At 35.3% G+C, this 22,542-nt stretch carries 12 protein-coding genes; all 12 read right to left on the bottom strand.

Annotated features, from left to right (window positions below):
- Positions 1–13: 13 nt before the first annotated feature.
- The 12 genes from DW182_RS03920 to DW182_RS22405 all read right to left on the bottom strand — a co-directional run bounded on the left by DW182_RS03920 (position 14) and on the right by DW182_RS22405 (position 22,542).
- Entirely contained in the window at positions 14–2,599 is a 2,586-nt protein-coding gene (locus tag DW182_RS03920; protein ID WP_118294737.1) for a LamG-like jellyroll fold domain-containing protein, read from the bottom strand.
- Between the two features lie 75 nt (positions 2,600–2,674).
- Positions 2,675–3,754 (bottom strand): hypothetical protein, encoded by a 1,080-nt coding sequence (locus tag DW182_RS03915; RefSeq protein WP_147400106.1) that lies wholly within the window; start codon positions 3,752–3,754, stop codon positions 2,675–2,677.
- 196 nt (positions 3,755–3,950) lie between these two features.
- A complete protein-coding gene (locus DW182_RS03910; RefSeq protein ID WP_118294735.1) occupies positions 3,951–5,069 on the bottom strand; it encodes an acyltransferase family protein in 1,119 nt (372 codons plus the stop codon).
- A gap of 29 nt (positions 5,070–5,098) precedes the next feature.
- Positions 5,099–9,064 (bottom strand): two-component regulator propeller domain-containing protein, encoded by a 3,966-nt coding sequence (locus tag DW182_RS03905; RefSeq protein ID WP_118294734.1) that lies wholly within the window; start codon positions 9,062–9,064, stop codon positions 5,099–5,101.
- Positions 9,065–9,475: 411 nt separating this feature from the next.
- Positions 9,476–10,126 carry a transposase gene (locus tag DW182_RS03900; protein ID WP_233564074.1) on the bottom strand — a complete coding sequence of 217 codons (651 nt, stop codon included), beginning with the start codon at positions 10,124–10,126 and terminating at the stop codon, positions 9,476–9,478.
- A gap of 187 nt (positions 10,127–10,313) precedes the next feature.
- Positions 10,314–11,315: an Imm65 family immunity protein gene (locus DW182_RS03895; protein ID WP_118294733.1), complete on the bottom strand. Its 1,002-nt coding sequence runs from the start codon at positions 11,313–11,315 to the stop codon at positions 10,314–10,316.
- Between the two features lie 194 nt (positions 11,316–11,509).
- The gene (locus tag DW182_RS03890) at positions 11,510–12,292 is read right to left on the bottom strand and encodes a hypothetical protein (protein WP_118294732.1); all 783 of its coding nucleotides are present in this window, start codon (positions 12,290–12,292) and stop codon (positions 11,510–11,512) included.
- 1,207 nt (positions 12,293–13,499) lie between these two features.
- The gene (locus tag DW182_RS03870; RefSeq protein ID WP_118476785.1) at positions 13,500–14,015 is read right to left on the bottom strand and encodes a hypothetical protein; all 516 of its coding nucleotides are present in this window, start codon (positions 14,013–14,015) and stop codon (positions 13,500–13,502) included.
- A gap of 122 nt (positions 14,016–14,137) precedes the next feature.
- A complete protein-coding gene (locus DW182_RS03865; RefSeq protein WP_118294728.1) occupies positions 14,138–14,680 on the bottom strand; it encodes a hypothetical protein in 543 nt (180 codons plus the stop codon).
- A 120-nt stretch (positions 14,681–14,800) separates the two neighbouring features.
- Positions 14,801–15,340: a hypothetical protein gene (locus DW182_RS03860; RefSeq protein ID WP_115503319.1), complete on the bottom strand. Its 540-nt coding sequence runs from the start codon at positions 15,338–15,340 to the stop codon at positions 14,801–14,803.
- A gap of 120 nt (positions 15,341–15,460) precedes the next feature.
- On the bottom strand, positions 15,461–15,877 hold the full coding sequence (locus DW182_RS03855; RefSeq protein WP_115503318.1) for a hypothetical protein: 417 nt from the start codon (positions 15,875–15,877) through the stop codon (positions 15,461–15,463).
- Positions 15,874–22,542, bottom strand: coding sequence for a DUF6443 domain-containing protein (locus tag DW182_RS22405; protein WP_233564073.1), 6,669 nt, complete (start codon positions 22,540–22,542; stop codon positions 15,874–15,876). Before DW182_RS22405 ends, DW182_RS03855 begins: the two co-directional genes overlap by 4 nt.

Genomic DNA, 22,542 nt, shown 5'->3' with positions numbered 1-22,542 from the left:
TACATATGGTTAACTATTTCACGATCAACAGTCTGGAGTATTGTTTTCCGGAATCCGTCAGTAAACGCAACAAATAGTAGCCGGATGCAAGTTTCCCGTATTCATACCGGAAGATGCCCTCTGCTGATATCTCTAAAGTTTGTAACAGTACTCCCGAATTAGTGTACATGAGTAGTTTGCATCCTTTTTCCCCTTCAGGTATGGTTATATCGGTTACGCCTTCCGACGGATTTGGATAAATGGAAAACTCAGTATTTTTAGTTTTTACTTTTTCAATAGCGGTAGGAGTCATGTCTACTTTCGTCACCAGTGTGTCTACATTGGATGAAATGGCATAAGCCGATGACTTGAACAGGCTCAACGGATGATTCGTATCAGGGAAATCAATATTCAGCGACCAACACATGATGCCACCCAGTCCTTGTTTCTTCACTTGCTCCGAACGCCAACGGGTCTGGTAGGTTCCCGTAAAGTAATAGCCGTTTGAATAATTATCATCCGGACCGATTTCTCCGACCTGATGGATGCGTACCGGTGGATTGTTTGTTTGCGAACCATCGGCATTGTATTGCTTGCTGGTGCTGCCTGCAAAAGACATCACTATTTTTTCTTCCGGATATTCCCAAGCCAGGAATTTGTTGTAGGCTTCCGGGAAACTTTCATAGGTGAAATGCTCTTTAGCCGGACCGTAATTCTGGAACAGGAAATAGTCTACAGACTTCATATCTTCTTTAGGAAACCAATATGAAACGGTGTGTGGAGAAACTGTCAGAGTCTTGCCCTCCTTCAATTTGCTGCGAAGCAAAGTCATCAGTTTACCATAGTTTGTCCATGCAGCATCCTGACCGCCATATCCCGGCCATTCCAGGTCGAAATCCACGCCATCCAGATTATCGTCATTATTTATAATATCAGCCATTTCGGTAGTGAAACGCTCCCTTTTTGCCGCATTGCCTATCACTGTTTTCCAATCGGAACCACCCGAAACACTCAGGCGAATTTTGAATCCGCGGTGATTGGCATACGCCGTGCGCATGATGTTCAGATATTCTTTATAAGAAAAACAGTCATATCCGGGATCTTCCGGCTTATTGTATGGCCAGTAACTGCCTGCATAAAAGGCATAATTCACTCCAACATTTTTCCTGAATCCGGGCAAATTCAGACCATTATCACCCATTGAGAAAATCTCGTCGCGTCCGCTGCCCTTGTTCCAGATTATGGTTTCATCTATTTTGCCCACAAAATTCTCTCCAATAGTAGCTTCCACATCAGCAAGTTCGGCAAGTGGCAACACCCACGACTTTTTTATCTCAGGATACAAATAAGGGTAAATGTTCAGTTTCTTTTTGTTGCAGGCAAAAAGAAAAGTTCTGTTTAACTCATAATAACGATCAGAGGTTGAAAAACCCAAATGAATCCATTTACCGGTTACGATTTCTCCCGCACATTTGTATTTATATTCGTCTCCATTTACTCGGAGAATTACTTCTGCATTGCTTTCTTCGCCTAGACGGAGAGATATTCCCATATTTTCGTTTTTCTCCTTTTTCAAGAGAAAAGCACCTTCCACCCACCGGTCGATATAGAACCAGGTGCAGAATGAATAATCGTCGGTTGGAGTCATTGCTTTGACACCTGCACTCATTTTTCCAGTACCGTCAAAAGCCAGCATACCTCCGTTACGCCCCTCATAAGATTCTAAATAGGATGCTCCTCCTGTCAGTACTCCTCTGTCGAATGGCAGGCTCACACTGGCCGAACCGTCGCTTCCTATTCCGGCAATCAGCGCGACTAAATCATTGCATAACAGGTATTTGTCACGGTCTGTTCCTGTGTCGGAGAAACGTCCAAAATCGGTATAAGCAGTAACTATACGGTATTTAAAGAAGGAATTATCTGTGACCTCTACACGGTGTGCATTTCCGTTCATGATGCCATGATGGCGGAATGTATAATCTACGATGTTATCGCATAATTCCTGATCGAATTTGTAGTATGCAATCAAGGATTCATAGTCCGGATGAAATTTATTAATGGTATTATCCCACAGGATAAATCCTTTTACACTGGGATCATGTGTTAAGTATTCCGTTGTATCGAGTATGGTACTCCATAAACGAAACTCATCTATTTTTCCCTTAAATGCTTCTCCTATTCTGAATTCCGAATCGCTGTCCGGAATCGTTAGTGAAGAAGAAACTGTAGGAGAATTTATTTCTTCCCCATTAACATAAGAAGTGATATTGCTCCCGTCTACCATAAAAGTCAATTGTGACCAGGCACTCACTGAAAAGTGGTCTGATTGGAGCTGGATATTCTGGTTACCTATATGAAAAACAATTGTACCTTCCGCCGGACCCAGGCATGCCTCAAAAATGTCGGCACCTGCTCCTCGTTTAAAAATAGATGCACCCGGTGTCCATTCGGAGGGATACACCCAAAACTGAACTGTGTATTTAGAGAGGTTATTTAGTTCTGATATACAATTAAATTTGATATCACTGTTACCGTCGAACGCTACCGCGTAATTTTTGACTTGGGCAAACGAGGTCAGGCAAAAAAGGAGGGAAATAAAAAAGCAGAAAAGTCTGTTCATAATATTAAATTTTTCATGAAAGAAGGATATGATTCTTATTTTGAGAAAACATATCCTTCAACCAATACCTAAAGATTAATTATTCACTACTTTTGTTGTGGTAGTCTTAGTCTTTACTATAAAAACGCCTTTACCATTCAAAGGCAATGCAAGCACATCAGAAGTAGCTTTCTGAGATGAAATCAATGTTCCTAAAATCGAATATACTTCTACTTTATCACCGGATTCTAAATTTGAAATTGTCAGGAGGTTGTTTGAAACGTTGCAACGTACCTTGTTACCTTCAAATGTCGGAGTGTTGATTCCGGTTACAATCTGACCGTTTTCCAGAGTTAAATATTTCATGAAGTTTGCAGCGTTACCTTTAGCATATGCGCCGTCTGTCGGGGACGTGAATTTTATTTCTTTAATAAGAAGAGCGCCCGTATCAAATTTTGCGCCATTAAACCCGATAGTAAATGCAAATGGATTTCCATCGGGCGTACCCACCTGGAAGTCATATTCCACCTTTTGCCAACCTTCATTCAATTCATACATTTCTTCTGTCTCCACATCTTTCACCATCATGTCAAATGAAAGAATTCCACTAAAAGAGTTTAATACAGAATTAGGTCCAACTGCTTTAATTTCTAATTTTGAAATTATGCCACTATTAGGATCCGGATCCGGATCAGCTTCCCAAGCTTTATAAGTAATGGAAACACGGATGAACGGAGCGGCAGCATCTTCTCCGCCTGTCGGGGTTTTTTCCGGATCAGAATAAAATGCAAGTTGAGTCCAAGCAGGAATAGAACCTGTGGCTTTGGTACCTTTTGAAAAGACTGCATCATCACAGTTAACACCTTTAAAGCATAATACTTTTCCAATACCTTCGGCCGTTAAATCAAGAATCTGCAAACCGGCCTGCAAATTCTTAAATGCATCCGTATTTTTACTATCCCAAAATGCACCTCCGGTAGCATTTACATACCCAACTTTCGATTCTTTAGCAGCATCGAGATTTCCCGGTCCCCAACCATTATTACAACCATCAATAACGTATTGTCCTTCCGGTTGATTGGCAAAATCATAACGTGAAGGAGTAATGTCGTTTTGTGCCATAGCACTGGCAGCTACTACTAACATAGCTGTGGAAAAGAGTAGTTTTCTTTTCATAATATTAAAGAGTTTAAAATTAATATTGGGAGGCAATCTTAACCTCCGTTTTCTGCTTGCAAACATACGATATTGCACATTACCGGATGTTTAATAATGATTTTGCAGTTTTTGAATTTGTTTGAAACAGAAAAAGAAAACGACTGATTAGACAAAAGATGAAACTTATGCAGACAAAAGCGAACAAACCTCCTTATTAGATTTTCAGGAAAATTCTCTTTTTGTACATCGTGCGAAGAATAAAGAAGAGAATAAGATAATTACCTAAAGTGAGCCATACGGAATAATACTTTCCCAGATACGGCTCCAGACCATAACTAACAGAAGCCACTATACAACGGAAATTGATGACCTCCCCTATAATATATGCTGTAATGGAATTCATGCCATATATTTTAAGCCAATTTAGTCCAAGTGTATTTCCTCTATAATCAATCCAGTAATAAAACAGCCCCATTAACAAAAAGCAATAGCCACCGGAAAGCAGTGTCATACTACAAGTCCATAAACGTTTGATAACAGGCATTTGTAAACTCCATACACCTGCAAGAGCAAGTAATGCAATACCGACAACAAATAAGCGGATAGCAACTTTACGTTTTCCCCCTTTCCCATCCTTCATCATCTTTCCTGCAAATGTGCCTAGCATAACGGTCACGCCAAATGTAAGACTACTCCATATCCACGTATAATGATACGAAGGCGAAAAACTCCAGCTTCCATCTGCATTCCAACTCGTCCCGTCACGGAAGCGCCCCAGTACCCAGCAATCCAGTTTTTCAGCAAAGTTGCCGTCCGGAGTGAAATCTCCCAGAAATGTCATCGGAATCCAATAAGTGAGAAGAAGGAGTATGGTAATGAAAATCTGCAATCTGAATGAACAATTCAACAAAAGGATGGCTGCAATCAAATATCCTGTAGCAATGGCCTGCAATGTGTTGGAGTATAAATAAAGATGTTGCGGATTCATTCCTAACAAGTTGCCTTGTACAATCATGCCGAAAATGAAAAGAAGAAGAAATCTTTTCAATATTTTCCGATAGACAAGACCTCTGTCAGAGCTATCCCTGAATTTGGCAAATGAAAAAGGCATAGATACTCCTGTCATGAATAAGAACAATGGCATCACCAGATCCCAAAAACGAAAACCAACCCAAACTTCATGATCGAATTGCCACAACACTTCTTTAAACCAGGGCAGATTGAGGTGGTGTCCTAAAACGACCAGTACCGGTTGAAAGAAAACCAAAAGAAAAAGGTCAAAACCACGCAGAATATCAAGCGAAGCAAGACGATTGGCAGGGGTATGTTCCATATATAGTTGTTGTATTATTCAAGGCTCATTTATTTATTATCCGGTTCCGTCTTCATTGACTTCCGATGTTCTTCTTTATATTGGGATGGTGTTTTCCCGGTATACCGCTTAAACATAGTGCTGAAATAGCGGGAAGAAGAAAAACCGGCCTTTTCTGAAATTTCTGTAAAATTCATATTTGTGTTGGTTATCAAATATATGACTCTTTCTAAACGGAATTTATTAATATAGTCATTCCCCCCCATATCGGTGATGGCTTTTAGCTTATTATAAAAAGTGGCACGGCTCATGCACAGCTCCTTACACAGGAAACTTACGTCTAAATCGGGGTTACCCAGATGTTCGGTTATCAATTCATTTGTTTTAAGCAGGAAAGCTTCATCTATCTGGCTGAATGTCACTTCTTCGGGTGGAGGAAGCAACCCTCTGTTCAAATATCGTACTTTCATCTGTTCCCTGTTACGTAAACGTCCACGGATCACTTCCAGTAATATTTCTTCTTCAAACGGTTTAACCAAATAGGCATCTGCTCCCGTTTTGTATCCCTGTAACCGGCTTGCATCATCATCGCGGGCTGTCAGAAGAATAACAGGGATATGACTGATGCTGATATCTTCTTTTATTTGCCTGCAAAGCTCATAGCCATTCATTCGCGGCATCATTACATCGCTTATGACAATGTCGGGTTGGTACTTACGAACTATTTCCAAAGCTTTCTCTCCATCAGGGGCAGTATATATCTGATTGAAACTCTTGCAGAAAGCGCTTTTGATAAAATCTATCAGTTCTTTATTGTCATCAACTACCAATAGCGAGTATTTATTCAGTTTGATACTCACACTATTAACGGCTTTATCTTCAGTCATATCGGATATCAGTTCGTTCAGGTAGGGTCTAGGTTTATATGATACTTCCGATGAGATTTGCTTAAGTGGAAGTTCAAAGAAAAATGTGGCTCCGCCATCTTCATTATCTTTAGCAGCGATCTTTCCTCCATGTAATTCCACCAAAATTTTGGAATAGGATAAACCGATTCCTGTTCCTGTACGTTCTCCTGTTCCTTGATAAAATCGAGTGAACAGCTTCTGCGGATCTGCCTGTTTTAGCCCGCATCCCTGATCTATAACCGAAATACGGACAGATGCGGTGGCAGGCAATAATTCTGTTTGAATAATGATTTGGGAATTTTCAGGACTATGTTTCAGAGCATTTATCAATAAATTAGTCAAGATTATCTCACACTTATCTTTGTCAAGACAAACGATTTTGACTCGTTCGTCGAATCGACATAAAAAGTGTACATTTCTGGCATCTCCTTCACCAATGAAATCTGTTGTAACATTTTGTATCCAATTATTCAATAGTTGGGGCTGAAACTGAACCGTATTTATCCCAACTTCCATTTTACGCAAATCAAGTACCATGTTGAGCAAGTCTTTCATCCGTTGTGACTGCTTGTAGATGCTCTTCAAGGCCGAATAATTTGCGCTACCGGAAGATAGGGAGCGTAGGATATGGTTCAGTGGCGCATGTATCAATGTTAATGGAGTGCGGAGTTCATGACTGATATTAATGAGAAAACGTACTTTCTCTTCATATATTTCTTTCTCATGCTCCTTCATTGCCCACTTTAGTTTATTCTCTTTATGGCGTAAAATGATGATGAACGTCCAGGTTATAATTCCCAATATGACTAGGATATAACAAAGAATGCACCACCAAGTTTTGTACCAAGGGGGTAAAACTGTCAATTCCAAAACCTGCTGTAAGGGAGTCCATCCCCCGTTCCTCATGCTGCATGAGACCAGTATCCGGTATGTTCCGGAAGGTAATGAACGGATAAGTATTTCCGGAGTATACGAATCAATGCATTGTTCGTTTAGTCCGGCAATTTGGTAGCGGTAAATTCTTTGTCGGAAAAGATCTGCCTCACAGGACATAATACGTACACTAATAGCTTTGCTGTTCCAAGGTACAGATATACTTACCGGGTTATCCTTTAATTGTTCATTAACAGATTCTCCGGCAATAAGAATATCTGTAAGTCGTATCTGAGGAGCAACAGTTCTCTCTATGGGAAGATTTTTGTCTATATAAAGCAGCCCTTTTCCTCCTCCCAAGTATATATTTCCTGAAGCGGAAATCAATTTAGATTTTGCCAAATATTCATTTGGAAGTACTCCATCTGATTTACCGAAAAGTATAAATTCTTTCTCATTAATCAGCCATGCAAAAAGCATTTCATCAACAGCGACCCAGACTTTTCCATGATTATCATTTATTACAGACCGTACATTTGTGAACAAGGGTGTAGGAATAAAATGAATGGATTGCTTCGCTGCATCATAATACCTGAGACCATGGTTTGTGCCAATCCAAAATATTCCATGCTCATCTCTGGAGACGCAGTTTATAAATGTATCTTTCTTTATTGTATATATACATTCCAATTTATTATATTGTTTGTCAAGCGAGTATATACTTTGGGCATCAAACAAGTAAGTGGCATGAGCGTCATGTGAGACAGGCGCCAGAGTACCGGTAATCTCAATTCCTTCCTCTTCTGTTACAACTCTGGTATTACCAGTTGCAATCGTATATTGATATATCCGGTCTCCCAATAACAAAACTGTCTCCGGCTCGTATTGATAAATGTTAATTGTTTTTCCGCTATAAAGGAGCATTTGGTTTATGTATTCATCATGAATTTTCAAGGGATTGATTTTACCGGTTTCCTTTGAGAATGTATATAATCCTTTTGAGAATACAGACAATAACATTTCAGAAGATGTAAACCCACTGATAGAAGCAACTTTCTTTCCAGTCGTATTAGAATAGTGTGTAAATTTTTCCGTTGAAGGATTAAGCTTGTTAATGCCACCTCCGTCTGTCCCAATCCAGATTTCATCCTCGGAAGGATCTCTATAAAGACACAAGACTGTATTATCACTCAGCCCTTTACAATCACCGAGAGGTACTTCAGCATATGTTTTCATTGACACTTCTTTGATACCGATAAGTCCATTACGAATACTGCCCACCCACATGTTATTGTTTGCATCGTTATAAAGACTCAGAATAGAATTGCAGGTGAACGAATATTTGTCTCCGGGCACATGCTCTAATATGGAAATTTCATGGGTTTCAGGATCTAATATATTAATTCCACCACCGTCCGTTCCAATCCAGATATGAGAATCTTTTTCAATCATGCAAAGTACTACATTGTTATTCAATTTTGAGTTTCCTGTAACATATGAAGCCAATAAGGTACCATCATGTGCAAGACATCGTATGCCATTATTATAAGGTGCGAGCCAGATTCTTCCTTTTGAATCAAGCAAAACTTCCCGAATATCTTTTCCATAATTAAAAGGAGGAGATGTTACCTCCCCGGTCCGGAGATTCAACAATATGATGCCTTGCCATCGGCTGCAGCATAACAGGGTTTCCTTATCCCAGAAATTGATATAGGAAATAGCAAATAGGCCTATGTCACTGAAATCATGCAGGAGCCTGATGGCGTCATCTCCATAATTGTATTGATAGATTTTGTTTCTTCCGCCTAAAAGTATTCCTTGTTCAGTTCGGCATACAGTGTTGGCCATAACGATGTGCCCATATTGATCTCTCAAGAGAGAAAAATCGTCACTCCGGCGTCTGTAGCGTACTACGCCTTTTTCTGTTAATACCCAAAGATTATGTAAACTGTCTTCCGCCACATGAAGAATATTATTATGCGGCAATGAATTGGGATTCTCCGGAGAATGAGTATATTTTTTCAATTCATGTCCGTCAAATCGTCCCAATCCTGTGCGTGTACCAATCCAGACAAAACTATTTTTCTCTGCATATATGCAATTAACAGTAGTAGACAAACCTTCCTTAAGAGCAACCTGCTCAAAGTAATAATTATTGGCTCTAATTTGGCTGGTTTGCAATAGCCAAATCAAAAGTATAGACAAGCGAAGACAGAAATGGACAGTAGTTTTCATATAAGTTACTTTGTATAATCTTAAAAGGTTTTATTGTATCAGATCTCATGTATTATAATGAAGCAAAGATAGCGTATTATAATAAAAGCATCTTTTCACTTTTGTCTATAACATGTTCGAAAATGTATAATAATCACTTTTTGTAGGCAAAAGCTGTGCTTTTCGGGAAAAAAATCGAAAATAGAGCTTGGGTATAGTCTTTTCTTTACAGGAAAGAAAAAGAAACAATCCTAATAATAAAAGTAAGCTCCCGAGAGTCTGTGCAAAAACTACTTTTTTGGAAGATAAAATTCTTTTTTCTGCATTTCATATTTTATCAACAATAAGGACATATATAATGATACTAATGCCAACTCCTGATACATTATTGGTTAACATTAATGCTCTTGAATCTTTGTCTGTTAGACTTATTTAAGTATCATTACTATTCTTCAATTCCGTATCAAGAGTTTCGTATTTCCTACGCCTGTCTTGTTGTAATTTAATCTTAGATTTAAGAAGTTCTTTTTCTTCTTCTTTATCAGTCTTATCTAAAGCTGCTTCAAATTCTTCAATACGGTTATCTATATATTCAAGATGTCTGTCTATCTTCTTTTGTGTATAATTGTTTCTGAGACTATTTTGGGCAAATATCTTAAAAGAATCTATACCTATGGTTTCGCCTTCTATCAGACCCATATCCTTTAGCATAAGGACAAACTGCCTAAAGACTTTTCTAAAAGCCTCCGCATTATTTTTTCTAAAATAAGCAATTGTCCGAAAAGAGGGCATTAAGCCTCCTAATAGCCACCATAATTCCACATTTACTTTACAGGAGTGTTCCAACTTTCTTGATGACCTTATTGAGTGCTTATAACCATATAAATACAATTTTAGTAATGTTGCAGGATTATACGGTGGTCTCCCTTCTGATTGAAGTTTGACATGTTTAAACCCAAGCTCATCTATAGGCAAGATATCCACAAATAAATCGATAACCCTTGCCCAAGAATCTGGAGCAACCAATTGTTCAAGAGCTATCATTTGAATTTGATTTCTGTTTTCTCCTACTATGTAGTCCATAGACGTATTGTTTAGTTTCTTTCCATAAATATACGAAAAATAAATGATAATTCTATATAGCGTCTAAGGTTTTTGCACAGACTCTCGGGAGCTTACGACACATCAAACAGAATCAATAACTAATGAATATTCAATTGTAATCAAGCTTCCCAAATCTCCATGACGTTTTCTGAATACCTGTATGATATCAATTAGAATCCCATTCATCAAAACTTTCTATATTCTTCAAATTCTCTTTTACCCCTCTTTTATAAAGATCATACAAATTATGTCCTAGACTATCCTTTACACCAAAAAGCCAATAGGTATCACCAAAAGGAATAGAATATTTTATATACTTTCCTTTTTCATTTTGAAAGTAAAAAGTTGAATCACGAAGCAAATTATATAATTTATACCATGGTTCTTGTTGGGGTAGTGACTTAAAGAAAATAGGATTATTCATGCTCTCAAAAAATAAACACTGCATTATTGTATCTGTAATGTTTAATTTAAGCGTGTCTTTTCCATTCAATACGGCAAAAAAAGAACTATGTATACTATCTTTGTCTTCTGTAAAATATTCATCAAAAGGATTTGTATAATAGATATCCCCTTCAATGTATTGAATATGATCGCGAAACGCCTCCTTTGGAGTGTATGAAGTATCTACAACCAAACTATACATACCTAATACAAAACGTGGTAAATTAACCTCATCATAATCATTGAATGCATATTCCAAAAGTTTAGGAAAAGTATAGAAACGAGAGGTTAGATAAGTTGTGTGCGTGGAAACTAACAATTGCTTTTTTCCATCTTTTGATACCCCTATATACCACATTCCATTACGTATAGGACCTATTGTATCATTTTGATAATTTGTCATTTCAAGCAATTTTTCTTTGGATATATCTATTGAAGCCATAGGACTTATTAAGCAGATATATCTATCCTTGTACTTTATCACTCTTTCTGGTCTTTCCAGACTCCATTCCACAAAGGGGCTATCAGTTGATGTTATCTGATAAATAGAACCTATGTCATTTGATATTACTTCATACATAATTACATACTTAGCGGGAAAAGAATCTTGTTCAATCATACACTCAACTTTCTGCAAAGCGGCAAAGAGAGCAGGGGATTCTTTGCTGGGCTGACAGCCCCCCAGCAAAGAAAAGAATAATAATATTAAATATATTTTCTTCATACAATCAGTTATTTCATTTTGTCTTGTATATACTTCTGTAAATCTTCAGCTGTATTAATATGAATAGTTGTCACATTACTGTTCTTGGGAGTATAGTCATGCAACGTTTGGTTTCTTTTTAAATAAACTGCATTATTCTCGCTATTATTACCATTAAGTTTGCCATATCTTTGTGAGTGACATCATCACTGATTCTAAAAAACGCTGCTATGAGGGCAGTATGTATAAAATAACAATCTATATATACCATTCTCTTCACAGAATTTCTTCAACATGATTTCTATTTCTTTGAAATAAGGTTCATTGTTATCGATTCTTTCTTTATTGCAATAATTAAAGAGCCCATCATTCCTTATATAGCCAATTAAAATAGCTTTATCTTTATCCATCTTATATTTCTGAGAAATGGTCATTATCTCATTTAGAAGAACATTAGAGAGTTGTGTTTTCATTATAATAATTTTATTTTTTGCATTAAATGCTTTTGGTGTAGAATTAACTAACTGATTTATTATTGCAAATTTCTCCTCCGGATGTGGGAAACAATCCAAATCACAACACTTCTTACCCCCATTATACAATAATATAGTACTATCCTTTTCTTGCATCCACAGTTGAAATTCACACTCATTTTCTCTAAAAAATAGATGTGCTTTATTTTCTTTCAGAGTTACAAGAGTTTGTTTTTTTAGTATGTCATAATAGTATAATTCTTCTGGATATGCAACATGCATACTATCAATAAACTCCTCCAATTCATCAAGGTTATCAGGCATTGCCAAGTAATAGACATAATAGAAGTCTAATATGTCTGCTAAAAAGGGGAAGCGTGCAGAGATTGTATCTTGATTGTCAATTTCAAATTTTCCATCTTTAGAGTAAAAGGGGGATGATAATTCTTTATCTATCTCGTGGGTGAAAAAAATAAAGAATGGACATAATACAATATATATACAAAAAAAGTTATTTGTTTTCATAAAAAAATAGTTTTTTGAATATAGAATAGGTATTATTTTTTGCTTCTTTAGTAGTAAAGACGACTCGTGCACTCCAGTTATTGCTTGATCCGCCACTTCTCGGAAATTTTAAATTATATCCGGATTTCATACTACCAGTTCCTCTATTTTGTTGCCCTCTTCCTATCATATAGTAATAGGCTATTATATTGAATCTTAGCTATTTTCTTATAGCATTTTCTATTTCGGGGAGACCTAAACATTAATTTGCTACTATATCTAGTTGGATACAATATAAAACGTCGCTCCGAAAATTGTATTATCAACAACAAAAGGTATCTTACTATAAAATTGCTTATAGGGCTGATTTTTGTACCAATATGTTACTTTAGCATTACATACATCCCAGAGGTATTGGTTGAAAGAGCTTCGTTTTTTGTCGAATCGAGATAAAAAGACATGCTTAGCACCTACTTGCACACTTTGTAAGATAACAGACTTCACAGTGTATCGAGTCGTATCATCAAATATAATACTGACTTTGAATTGTACCTTTATAGTATCATCAACACAAGGATCGCATACATAAATCTTTTCATCTTTATTTTCATTAGAAAGAAGATAGGGTATGCACTTTGATTGTGAATATATGAAAGGGCAAAAAAATATCAAGACTAAAAATAATATCGTATGTTTCATCTTGGATAATATAATTTTAATAAATACTTTTTCTTATTATGGCTAAGTTTATATCTAATAACCTGTCTTGTCCCCTGATTGGATTATTCGAGTATCTCATAATCGTTATTTTGTGGTAAAGTTAGCAGGAAAAACTATTTATCTATAAATACCATTCTCTTTTATTTTTTTGAGTAATTCCATAGCTATTTCTTAAAATAGTATATGTATCCTCTATTTGTTTTATAAAGTTTATCAATATATTTATCCATTTAATATCCGTAAATGGTTCCCTCTCTGATTATTTCTTGTGTGATTTTATAACTATCTATTGCTATGGTATACGTATGAGGAAATATAACGATATAGATATATGGATATTTTAGAATAAGGGGTTGTTTTAGAGAACAGTGTATAAAATTTCGCTCCTGCTTGCTTAGAAGTTGTAACTGTAAGGTCCATTTCCGGTATATAAAAAGAAAAGTTACGGCATTATCGTTTATGCATGATAGAACGATACAATTTAGTATGATTAATAGTAGTATTCTTTTCATTTTCTCCAACAGTTAATCAAGTCTATAAATTTGATGAATTGATAATTGCCTTTTTTTGAATACTTTATTTTTGCTTTATTATCATCATTGCAATCTAAACGTATTCCTTTTAATATGTTTTTTTGCTTTTCTTTTTCTTCCTGCCGTTGCAAAAATGTAGGCTCCTTTTCATAATTGATAAATCCAAATGGATTATCAAAAAGGGGAATTTGAAAAGAAAAATCTTTCGTTTCTTCATGCCAGACACCAATCTCAATAATTTTTAGAGTTAATTTTCCAATAAATTGTACTTCAATAACCTCAATAGGATTTACAGTCAAAAACTCAAAATCTCCATTTTTATTTGAATACAAACTTTTCACAAGTTTTTCTCCTGAATATAAATTGATTACAGCTCCAGAAATACTCTCTTGAGTGTAATAATCTATAATTCTTCCTCTGAAAGTAATTTTAGATTCTGCATAAATACTAATGCTTGTAATCAAAAAACAAATAAAAAGTAGTTTTTTCATTTCTATTTTATTTATATATTGTTCCTCCTCTTATAAAAGTATCTCCTTTTCCAATTCTTGAATCTTGGCATGCTCTCGTATATTCTCCTTGTATAAAGAATCTTTCAAAAGTTGCATTATCCTTACTGCCAGCCTCCATGTATGTCTCCTTTCTTGATTGTTTCTTGTGTGATTTTATAACGATTTATATCTATGGTATATGTATCTGTAGATATCACAATATGGATATATGGGTATTTTAATATCAAAGGCTCAGTTCCTATTCGAGGCTCAAAGAAGCGACTTTCACGTTCTTGATATTTTAATAAACATAATTTATATTTGGAGCTCTGAATATATTCTATATATGGATTTTCAACAATGTATATACTGTCTTTTTGAGCGGGATTTATTATGAAAGAGATAGGTCCCATCTCCTGCGTTTCACTTGCAATATAGGCAACTGTATCAGGTAAAAATACAATACTATCTGGCAAGGACTCTATACTGTCTTTAGTAAAGATAGTATAGAATCTTCCGCCTGCCTGCTTAGATGTTGTAACAGTAAGATCTATTTCCGGTATACAAAAAGAAAAGTTACGTTTTTTCTCTTTAGTTACGGCATTATCGTTTATACATGATAGAACGATACAATTTAATATGATTAATAGTAGTATTTTTTTCATTCTTACTATTTTTCTATTGTTCCTCTTCTCATAAGAGTATCTCCTTTTCCAATTCTCGAATCTTGGCATGCTCTCGTATATTCTCCTTGTATAAAGAATCTTTCAAAAGTAGCATTATCCTTACTGCCAGCCTCCATATATATCTCCTTTCTTGATTATTTTCCCATTGATACCTATGCTATATTCATCTGTATCTATACCTATAAAAGAATATGAACTTTTTTGTATGTTATCTTCAAAGAATGTTTCACTAAAAACACTATCAGAAACAACTTTAATATTGAAACTATGATTCCCAATATTTACTATTCCAGATTTGCTATAAAAAAGACTATCAGTAATCTCTTCAAATTTATAATTACCATTTCCTATACTTATCAGCCTTGCCCCTTTATATTGAGAATTAACATATATGTCCGTTTTATCCACAATTATTTGTGAATAAAATCCTGTTCTATACTCAATAGAATCTTTAGCATTATCAAGCAGTAAGGAATCGGATGCGAAAAATATCACAAATCTTCCTCCTTGAAACTTTGAAGTTTTTACAAAAACATCCTTTTGAGGCAATTTAAACAGATAATCTGTTTGCTTGGATATAGTCTTTTCTTTACAGGAAAGAAAAAGAAACAATCCTAATAATAAAAATCCTGTTCTCATATTTATTTGAATAGCCCATTAGCTTTATTAAAATATTCTATATGTTTCTGCTCTTGATGATACTTTCCAATATGGATTCGATCCATGATAACCTCCTTCAGGTGTATTCTTTAGTCGCTTTTAGTGTTTTCTTTCTGTTTTTTTTACGAACTTTTGATTGTAATATTTTTCATTTGTTTGTCTGTTGACTAAACTGTCTCGACTATATAAAAAATGGATACCTGATAATTCGGGAATATAACGCCCGGTCACATCGGTAGAATCAATTACTATTTCATTATCAACTAATGTATATTCAATTGTAATTAAGCTTCCCAAACCTCCATGACGTTTCCTGAACTCTAATACAGAATCATTTTTTAAGACAATAGTTTTCATCTTACTTTCAGATATTAGTTCCTTAATTTCATTCTCATCATAAGTGTTCGAATCAATTATAAGTTGGAAATCATATACTTGAGATTCAAAACTAGTTTTACATGATACAACAACCAATGCAAGAACTGTTAATAGTATAAAAAATAAATTTGATTTCATGGCAAATATTCATATATAGGATTTAAACGATAGATTCTATTCGTACCAATAATAATGGATCTTACTTCGCCTATTCGAGTCTTTACAAAATCTGGCGTAATGGACCTAATATTAATTAGAGTAGATATAGGAGGAGTCATTCCCGCACTACCTATTTGTTGATTCAAAGTATTAGAAGCATCAATGTAAACAAGTTTACCTTCGTATGAATATTGTGCTTTATATGCTGACACCTCTGAATCTATACCATAACCAGTTGTTGGGTTTCCATTCAGATCAAAGCTGTACTCTCCTCTAGTTATTTGCCCTCCATGTCTAGATTCATGAAGCCGATTACCCATGTTTTTTTCAGTATACATCGTCACAACATTATGGCCAGCATCATTGATGCCAGTTAGTGAAGTAACAGGATTTCCAGTTCCTGCCGGATTATTTTTATTTGTAACTTTGCTATATTTAAACTCTATATTTTTATTACTTCTCATGTCAGTAACGTCTTTTTGAGAATTCCTCAACTCACTAATACGACTATTCAATTCACCAACATCTTCCCCTCTTCTTTCTATTTTGGCAACTTTTTTTTCTAATTTAGATATTCGTTTAGTGAGACGTCTTTCTATTTTTCGAGCTTCTTTCTCATTTGCTTCATCAAAATACATTCCAGTTGGATCAATATAGCGAACAGGATTATTCGCACAATAGACATATGGACTAATTGTGCAATACCTTTCAGATAATGGATCAATAATCATAAACCTCCCTAATGTTGCATCATACCCCCTCGTTCCATAATCATACCAATCCAAACCATGCATTCTATCAAGCTCTTTACTATTATACTTATAATTCTGATCACTTGTAGCTAGACCCTCTTCAAACAAGCCACCAAACGGATAATAATGATTAACTTGTTCAACCGTTGTTCCATTTTGGTTCATGACTATGCGATTATTGCCTTGATGATCTTTCAAGTAATAATGATAAATAGGAGCATTTCCACTTAACGTCACATAACCTTCTTCAGTGAGAATCATGCTTAGAACTCCATTTTCATAGATCACATTATTACAATAGTCAGTAGTATTAGTCTGAGAAATCTGACTACTTGCCAATTCCTTTATCTGTCCCATTGGTACGGAAATATTAGCAATTGCTGTTTTATGGGTTACTCGTCGTTTCATACCATCAGCACCATATAAGTAATCCGTGTTATTACCATTTGCAAATTGTAGTGTACTTGGCAAATTTAAACTATTATATTGAATCTTAGCTATTTTCTTATTATAATCTTGTTCTAAATTACCATTAGCATCATATTTGTACTCCTGAATAGAAGTTTTATTGCCATCAACGAAGTTAAATGCACCATTATAAAAAGGATCTGTTGCGGCATCGGTCACGTTATTAAGTTGATTGCCCACATATGTTATGGATAAATCATCAATCTTTCCATAAGTACTTCCACTTACCTTACCATATCTTTGTAGACCGGTAATGTTTCCATTATAATCATAACCGATCACATTCTCTGAGAAATTTTTTCCTGTAGGAGGAGTGATACTTGTCCCTTCGCCATAAATAGCATTTCTCATGCGACTCATATTATCATAAGTAAACTTATAGCCACGTATACCGTCTTCCCCACTCTTCCAAGTCATACTTCCAATATTGCCATTATAACATTGACTTCCACTCCCTGTGTTATAATAAAGATTTTGTTCGAAAAGTCTTCCGCTGATTTGGGTCAACCAATTACGTATATTATATTCATAAGTCAGCTTATGTCCTGAAGTACTATGATGTGTTTTGGTTTTTAATCTCCCTAACTTATCATAGGTATTGATAGCAAGCTTTACTTCACTATTCCCATTTAACTTGTGTCTTACTTCTTGCAGGCGTTCTGCATGATCATAAACATAAGTATATAATTCTGTTGTATTTATTGCTGTATGTGTATGACTTGTTGTTAATGGTTTATCAGTAAAAGAATAAGTAATATTATCCACTTCATATTCATTCATATGATTGCTTGAGACCTTTTTTGTCATTCTGCCTTTAACATCGTAATAATTAGCGGAATATAGTTTCTTACCATCTTCCAAAATAGTAACGACATTACCGGTTAGATAGCCTTTGGCATTGCTGCCCATTGAGAAATGTGGTACACCGGAAAATCCTGTTAATGAACAAAACTTATAATCGTCGTAATAATTCACAATGTGTATTTCTTTGACCTTATCAATCGGTATAAATGTAGAATAATATCCACTTCCCCCCAAACCTGTATTGCTATTTTCTCTGTAGCAGGTTACTGCTACATCGGGAATTAAATTTAGCCGGTCTATTTCCATGCAAATGCCTTGTACCGTAAGGCGATTCAACCTATCATACAAATAGAAAGTCCATTCGTTTTGTAACCGTTGATTGCCATCTTGCGAGAATATAAGTCTGTCTAATTTGTCATATACATATTTCATCGCTTCTGCTCCCGGCATCTTTTTCTCTATGCACAATTGTCTTCCCATATATTTATATTGGAAAGCATACATATTCAGATTGGCATTTGTCTGATACATCGGTTGAAGAACGTATCGCAAATTATCAAGTCCATCATACACATAATAGGTATCAAGATTTTGACTTCCTGAGATTTGTCGTGTTAATATGGTATGTCCCGACTTATCTGTAAAAGTATACCCAACGTTATTATCTTCATCAGTACTTTTGGTTACATATAACTGTCCTGCGGCATAATACTGATTGCTGGACACTAAAGCTCCGTTGTCATTAACCATGTAATTAAGACAGTTCAATGGAGAAGAAGTGGTGTTTGTCATATATTCAATGTGTACAGGGTGATTATTCCAATCTTCTCCTGCTCCGTATTGATTGACTATTTTATTCAAAGGAGAAGCTTCGTATTCTGTCATTGTATAAGGATGTGTATCTCCATAATCAGCTACAGCTTGAGCTTTAACAGAAGCAGATGACATATATGTACTGGTAGCAGACTCAACGGGTAACCATGTATATGTTTTCCTATTTGCAGCATCATATTCTTGTAAAGTGATTAAATGAGTTTGGAATGGAGTGATTTTACATTCCACTGTCTGGTATGGGCGACCTAAACCATCATAATAACTATATACTTCCATATATTTATTCCCTTCCTCATTCATCATAGTACGAGTTTTGAAGAAATTTTGTGATGTTCCATTATGGGATAACTGATATTGAAATGACATGATTGTTTTTCTGTTTAAATCTAATATCTCAGAAACTCTGCCTATAGCATCATACTCATAGAATGTTTTTAATTCATTGGGTGACCTTACTTCACTAACTCCATATGATGGATTATAAAGCCATGTGGTAACTTCACAATCAGAAAATATATTTTGCAAATTATAGAGTGAAGTACTATTGGGGATATTAGAGCTACACAGAGTATTCAACGAACTTTCTCCTAATCGAGACAGTACTTTGGCATATGTAATATTAGTAATTTTTGCAATAATCCGGGAATATTTATATCCCCATAAATAAACAACCGACGAACTGTCTTGATAGGTTACTTCGACAGGATTCCATTTACTATCATATTTATATGAAACAGTACGTCTTTTGGGTGATACATTGCTTGACTCCGTACTTGAAAGCAATGTGAATTTAGTAAATGCATTTCCATACTTATTTTCTAAAATGGCTGTTGAACTGCCTGATGTACGTTTATATCTCATTATTGCAGTAAGTACATTATAGTCCAAGTGATCTTTATAGAAAGAAGAATCGGCAGCATATTTATATGTCTCCTGAATGTAGTCGGAACGACTGGTACTTGTTTGACAGGTTGATATTTGATTACGTTGATTATATGTATAAAGTTTTTCTTTGCTTATTGGTACTGAATTGAAATACTCAGTTTCTGTTTGTTGAGTTAACTGGATGTCATAAGCAATGTATGGATATAAAGTTATAAAAAAACGTCCATTATATATGTATGGATTACAATAAGGATGTCCTTCAAGTAAAAGACAATGATTTACAGGACCAACATAATTGTCTATGACTTTTATATTGACTAATTCTTTAGCCTTATTGGCAATGGAGTATTTATTAATTTCTTCTTTTACGAGTTTGTTATTTGCATCATATGTACTTTTCCTGATTAAGCGTCCACTGTAGTTCTCTGGAAAATAACAAAGTGTAGCATCAATAACTTCACAACTTTCATTGGCAAAGGCAAACACTTCTTTTCCTGTATTGATTATTTCCTTTTGTTTAATCACACGACTATAACCTACTGGATTCCCATTGGGAGCAGAAGCCGGAGGAGATAATGTTTGTGCGTCATATCTACGAAATTGATGCTCTACCATACTATGTATGGGACAGTTATCCAGACCATGACGAATGTAATGATCAGTCACAAAGTTAATAGGAATCATCAACAGACCGGAACTTTTATGATTATCCAATTCGTAAAGATATTTGGTTCTCTCTAAGATTTCTCCTGTATTATTCCTTTGGGTAATAGTTTTTATTCTCACTCCGGCACCAATATGTTCCAAAGTGTCTATATCTACATTGAATATTTGTGATTTGTAAGTTAATGTTGCAGCGCTAACATTACGGGCGGTGTAACCTTGATTGGGAACTGTTGACGCTAAAGTAGATGACATTACATAATCCCCAGCTTCCAATGTAAATGATTCAACAACATGATATGAATGTTCATCAGTTACATTTTGTGATGTCACTTTATATGATTTTAGAATACCTCCTCCGGTAGAACCAACCTGCCTGATAATTGTTCCTGAACCTTCGACTTGACTCGCTGAATAATCATCAAAACGGACTGTTACATTTATGGTTACAGTTTGTGCAAATGGAATATTGAAAGTTACAAATGGAGTGGAAAACTCTGCATTATTGTTATTCACCGTATTTAAATATGCCAATTTAGGAGCATACTTTTCTAAATCTTCTTTTGAAATGACTTTGGCATTAGTAAAAGTATGAGGTTCAAATTCGAATTCTACACTACCTCCCGTCGGGTATGTTATTTTTTTTAGCATATTAGCCGTTATATATTTACGACTCGCATTCCTGACAGCTGTTTGTGCTGGTAGCTCCTGTCCCTGAATTATAAGTGCGTCTTGATTAATTCCTAATCCTTCAATAGAGGGTATAAGTGTGTGGCGGTAACCGGTAAGTGAAGATATATTTTCTGCGCCATTGTAAAATCCCCAATAATCCACAGCGAAGGATGTTTTATATGGCAACGGTTGTTCTTCATTATAAATAAATGAATATGTTTCCCCCTGTAGGTTGTTATTTTGTTTAGAAAGAGAAAGTAGTTTGAGTCGTTTACGTAAAGTTACTTCTGGATTTTGAGAAGCGTATCCTGCTGATCCTTTGCAATCTTCACTACTTAATGCATTACCTCCAATTGCATTCGTAGCACACATAAAATAACTATAGTCAAAATTATATGAATATATAATTTCATTGTTTAACTTATTCTTTATTTCGATGGAAACTAATCTCCCTGTTGTTCCAGGAGAAAGATCTTCTCTGCTACTTAATGTAAATTTTATCTCTTCAGTATTAGACTCTATCTTTGATAGATAAGGAGCTTTATTGGTCGTTGAATTGAAGTTCCGTTTAGTAAAATCATTATGAAGAGGATAGCCAATCGTGTAATATTCAGAAACAACAGGAATAGAGTAACAGCTCGCATCAACATAAGAAAGTGATATAATATTACTTCTCGTGTCTTTAATTTCAGTTAACAAATATGTCAATGGGGCATACTTGCCATTGAAGGTATAGGCTGTGAAAGTATATTGAATTCCAGAATCATCAGTTACCACTATATCTCCCGTAGAGTGTACTATTTTGTAATTATGACGTGGCCCGATAATGATAGGGGTTTGATTTTTGGGATGTAATATGTATTTGAATGAAAGTCCATTAGGAAGAGAAACTTCAAAAACATCTCTTTCCCCTTGTCCGAATAACCCTTGATTTAATACATTGTCGGTAGTTGTACTTGTGTATTGATCATAGCATAAGCATCCCCATTTGTGAAATTGGTCTTCAATACCTGTTCGAATATTGGCTGTATCTCCAGCAATAACTTTCCATTGATATTTAATTTTTTCCCATTCCTCCCATGATGGATAATTTGCGGAACATGCATCTACATTACCAACGGCGTTCAGCGTAACACATCCTCCTGCAAGCAGATTCCATCCTAATCCCACCCATGTTGCTTCTTGCGCAACTTTTATACCACTTGCATGATATGATAGAGTAATGGGCAATTCTATTTGGCCACTTTTTAGTGTATATAGGGGAATAGAGATATCAGGAGTGCCCGTATATTCATTAACAGGGATATTTCCATATAAATTCATGCCCGCAGCTTCAGGTGTAGGTGGCGTATAATCCGATACATTTAAGAGATTATCATTCATGTCCGTATTACTTCGTTGCATGAATTTCTTTTCATATCTTTCATTTTGCTGTTTTCTGATCAAAGAATTTATGCTATCTGCAGAAAATCGTGGCAATTCTATTGTATCGTTGGATAACGGACTGCAATACATACTAAATATATTTGTAACTAAATATATTATAATCAAAATATGTTTTTTCAT

The sequence above is a fragment of the Bacteroides sp. AM16-24 genome (assembly GCF_003471885.1).
Taxonomy (GTDB): Bacteria; Bacteroidota; Bacteroidia; order Bacteroidales; family Bacteroidaceae; genus Bacteroides.
The sequence above is the reverse complement of the archived record's forward strand: the minus strand, read 5'-3'. Positions and strand labels throughout refer to the sequence as shown.

What these genes read in the sequence shown, in the direction of transcription:
- DW182_RS03855 (WP_115503318.1), bottom strand. Translation starts at nt 15,877, where the DNA reads ATGAAATCAAATTTATTTTTTATACTATTAACAGTTCTTGCATTGGTT.
- DW182_RS03905 (WP_118294734.1), bottom strand. Translation starts at nt 9,064, where the DNA reads ATGAAAACTACTGTCCATTTCTGTCTTCGCTTGTCTATACTTTTGATT.
- DW182_RS03865 (WP_118294728.1), bottom strand. Translation starts at nt 14,680, where the DNA reads ATGAAAAAAATACTACTATTAATCATATTAAATTGTATCGTTCTATCA.
- DW182_RS03895 (WP_118294733.1), bottom strand. Translation starts at nt 11,315, where the DNA reads ATGAAGAAAATATATTTAATATTATTATTCTTTTCTTTGCTGGGGGGC.
- DW182_RS03900 (WP_233564074.1), bottom strand. Translation starts at nt 10,126, where the DNA reads ATGGACTACATAGTAGGAGAAAACAGAAATCAAATTCAAATGATAGCT.
- DW182_RS03910 (WP_118294735.1), bottom strand. Translation starts at nt 5,069, where the DNA reads ATGGAACATACCCCTGCCAATCGTCTTGCTTCGCTTGATATTCTGCGT.
- DW182_RS03860 (WP_115503319.1), bottom strand. Translation starts at nt 15,340, where the DNA reads ATGAGAACAGGATTTTTATTATTAGGATTGTTTCTTTTTCTTTCCTGT.
- DW182_RS03890 (WP_118294732.1), bottom strand. Translation starts at nt 12,292, where the DNA reads ATGAAAACAAATAACTTTTTTTGTATATATATTGTATTATGTCCATTC.
- DW182_RS03915 (WP_147400106.1), bottom strand. Translation starts at nt 3,754, where the DNA reads ATGAAAAGAAAACTACTCTTTTCCACAGCTATGTTAGTAGTAGCTGCC.
- DW182_RS03920 (WP_118294737.1), bottom strand. Translation starts at nt 2,599, where the DNA reads ATGAACAGACTTTTCTGCTTTTTTATTTCCCTCCTTTTTTGCCTGACC.
- DW182_RS03870 (WP_118476785.1), bottom strand. Translation starts at nt 14,015, where the DNA reads ATGAAAAAACTACTTTTTATTTGTTTTTTGATTACAAGCATTAGTATT.
- DW182_RS22405 (WP_233564073.1), bottom strand. Translation starts at nt 22,542, where the DNA reads ATGAAAAAACATATTTTGATTATAATATATTTAGTTACAAATATATTT.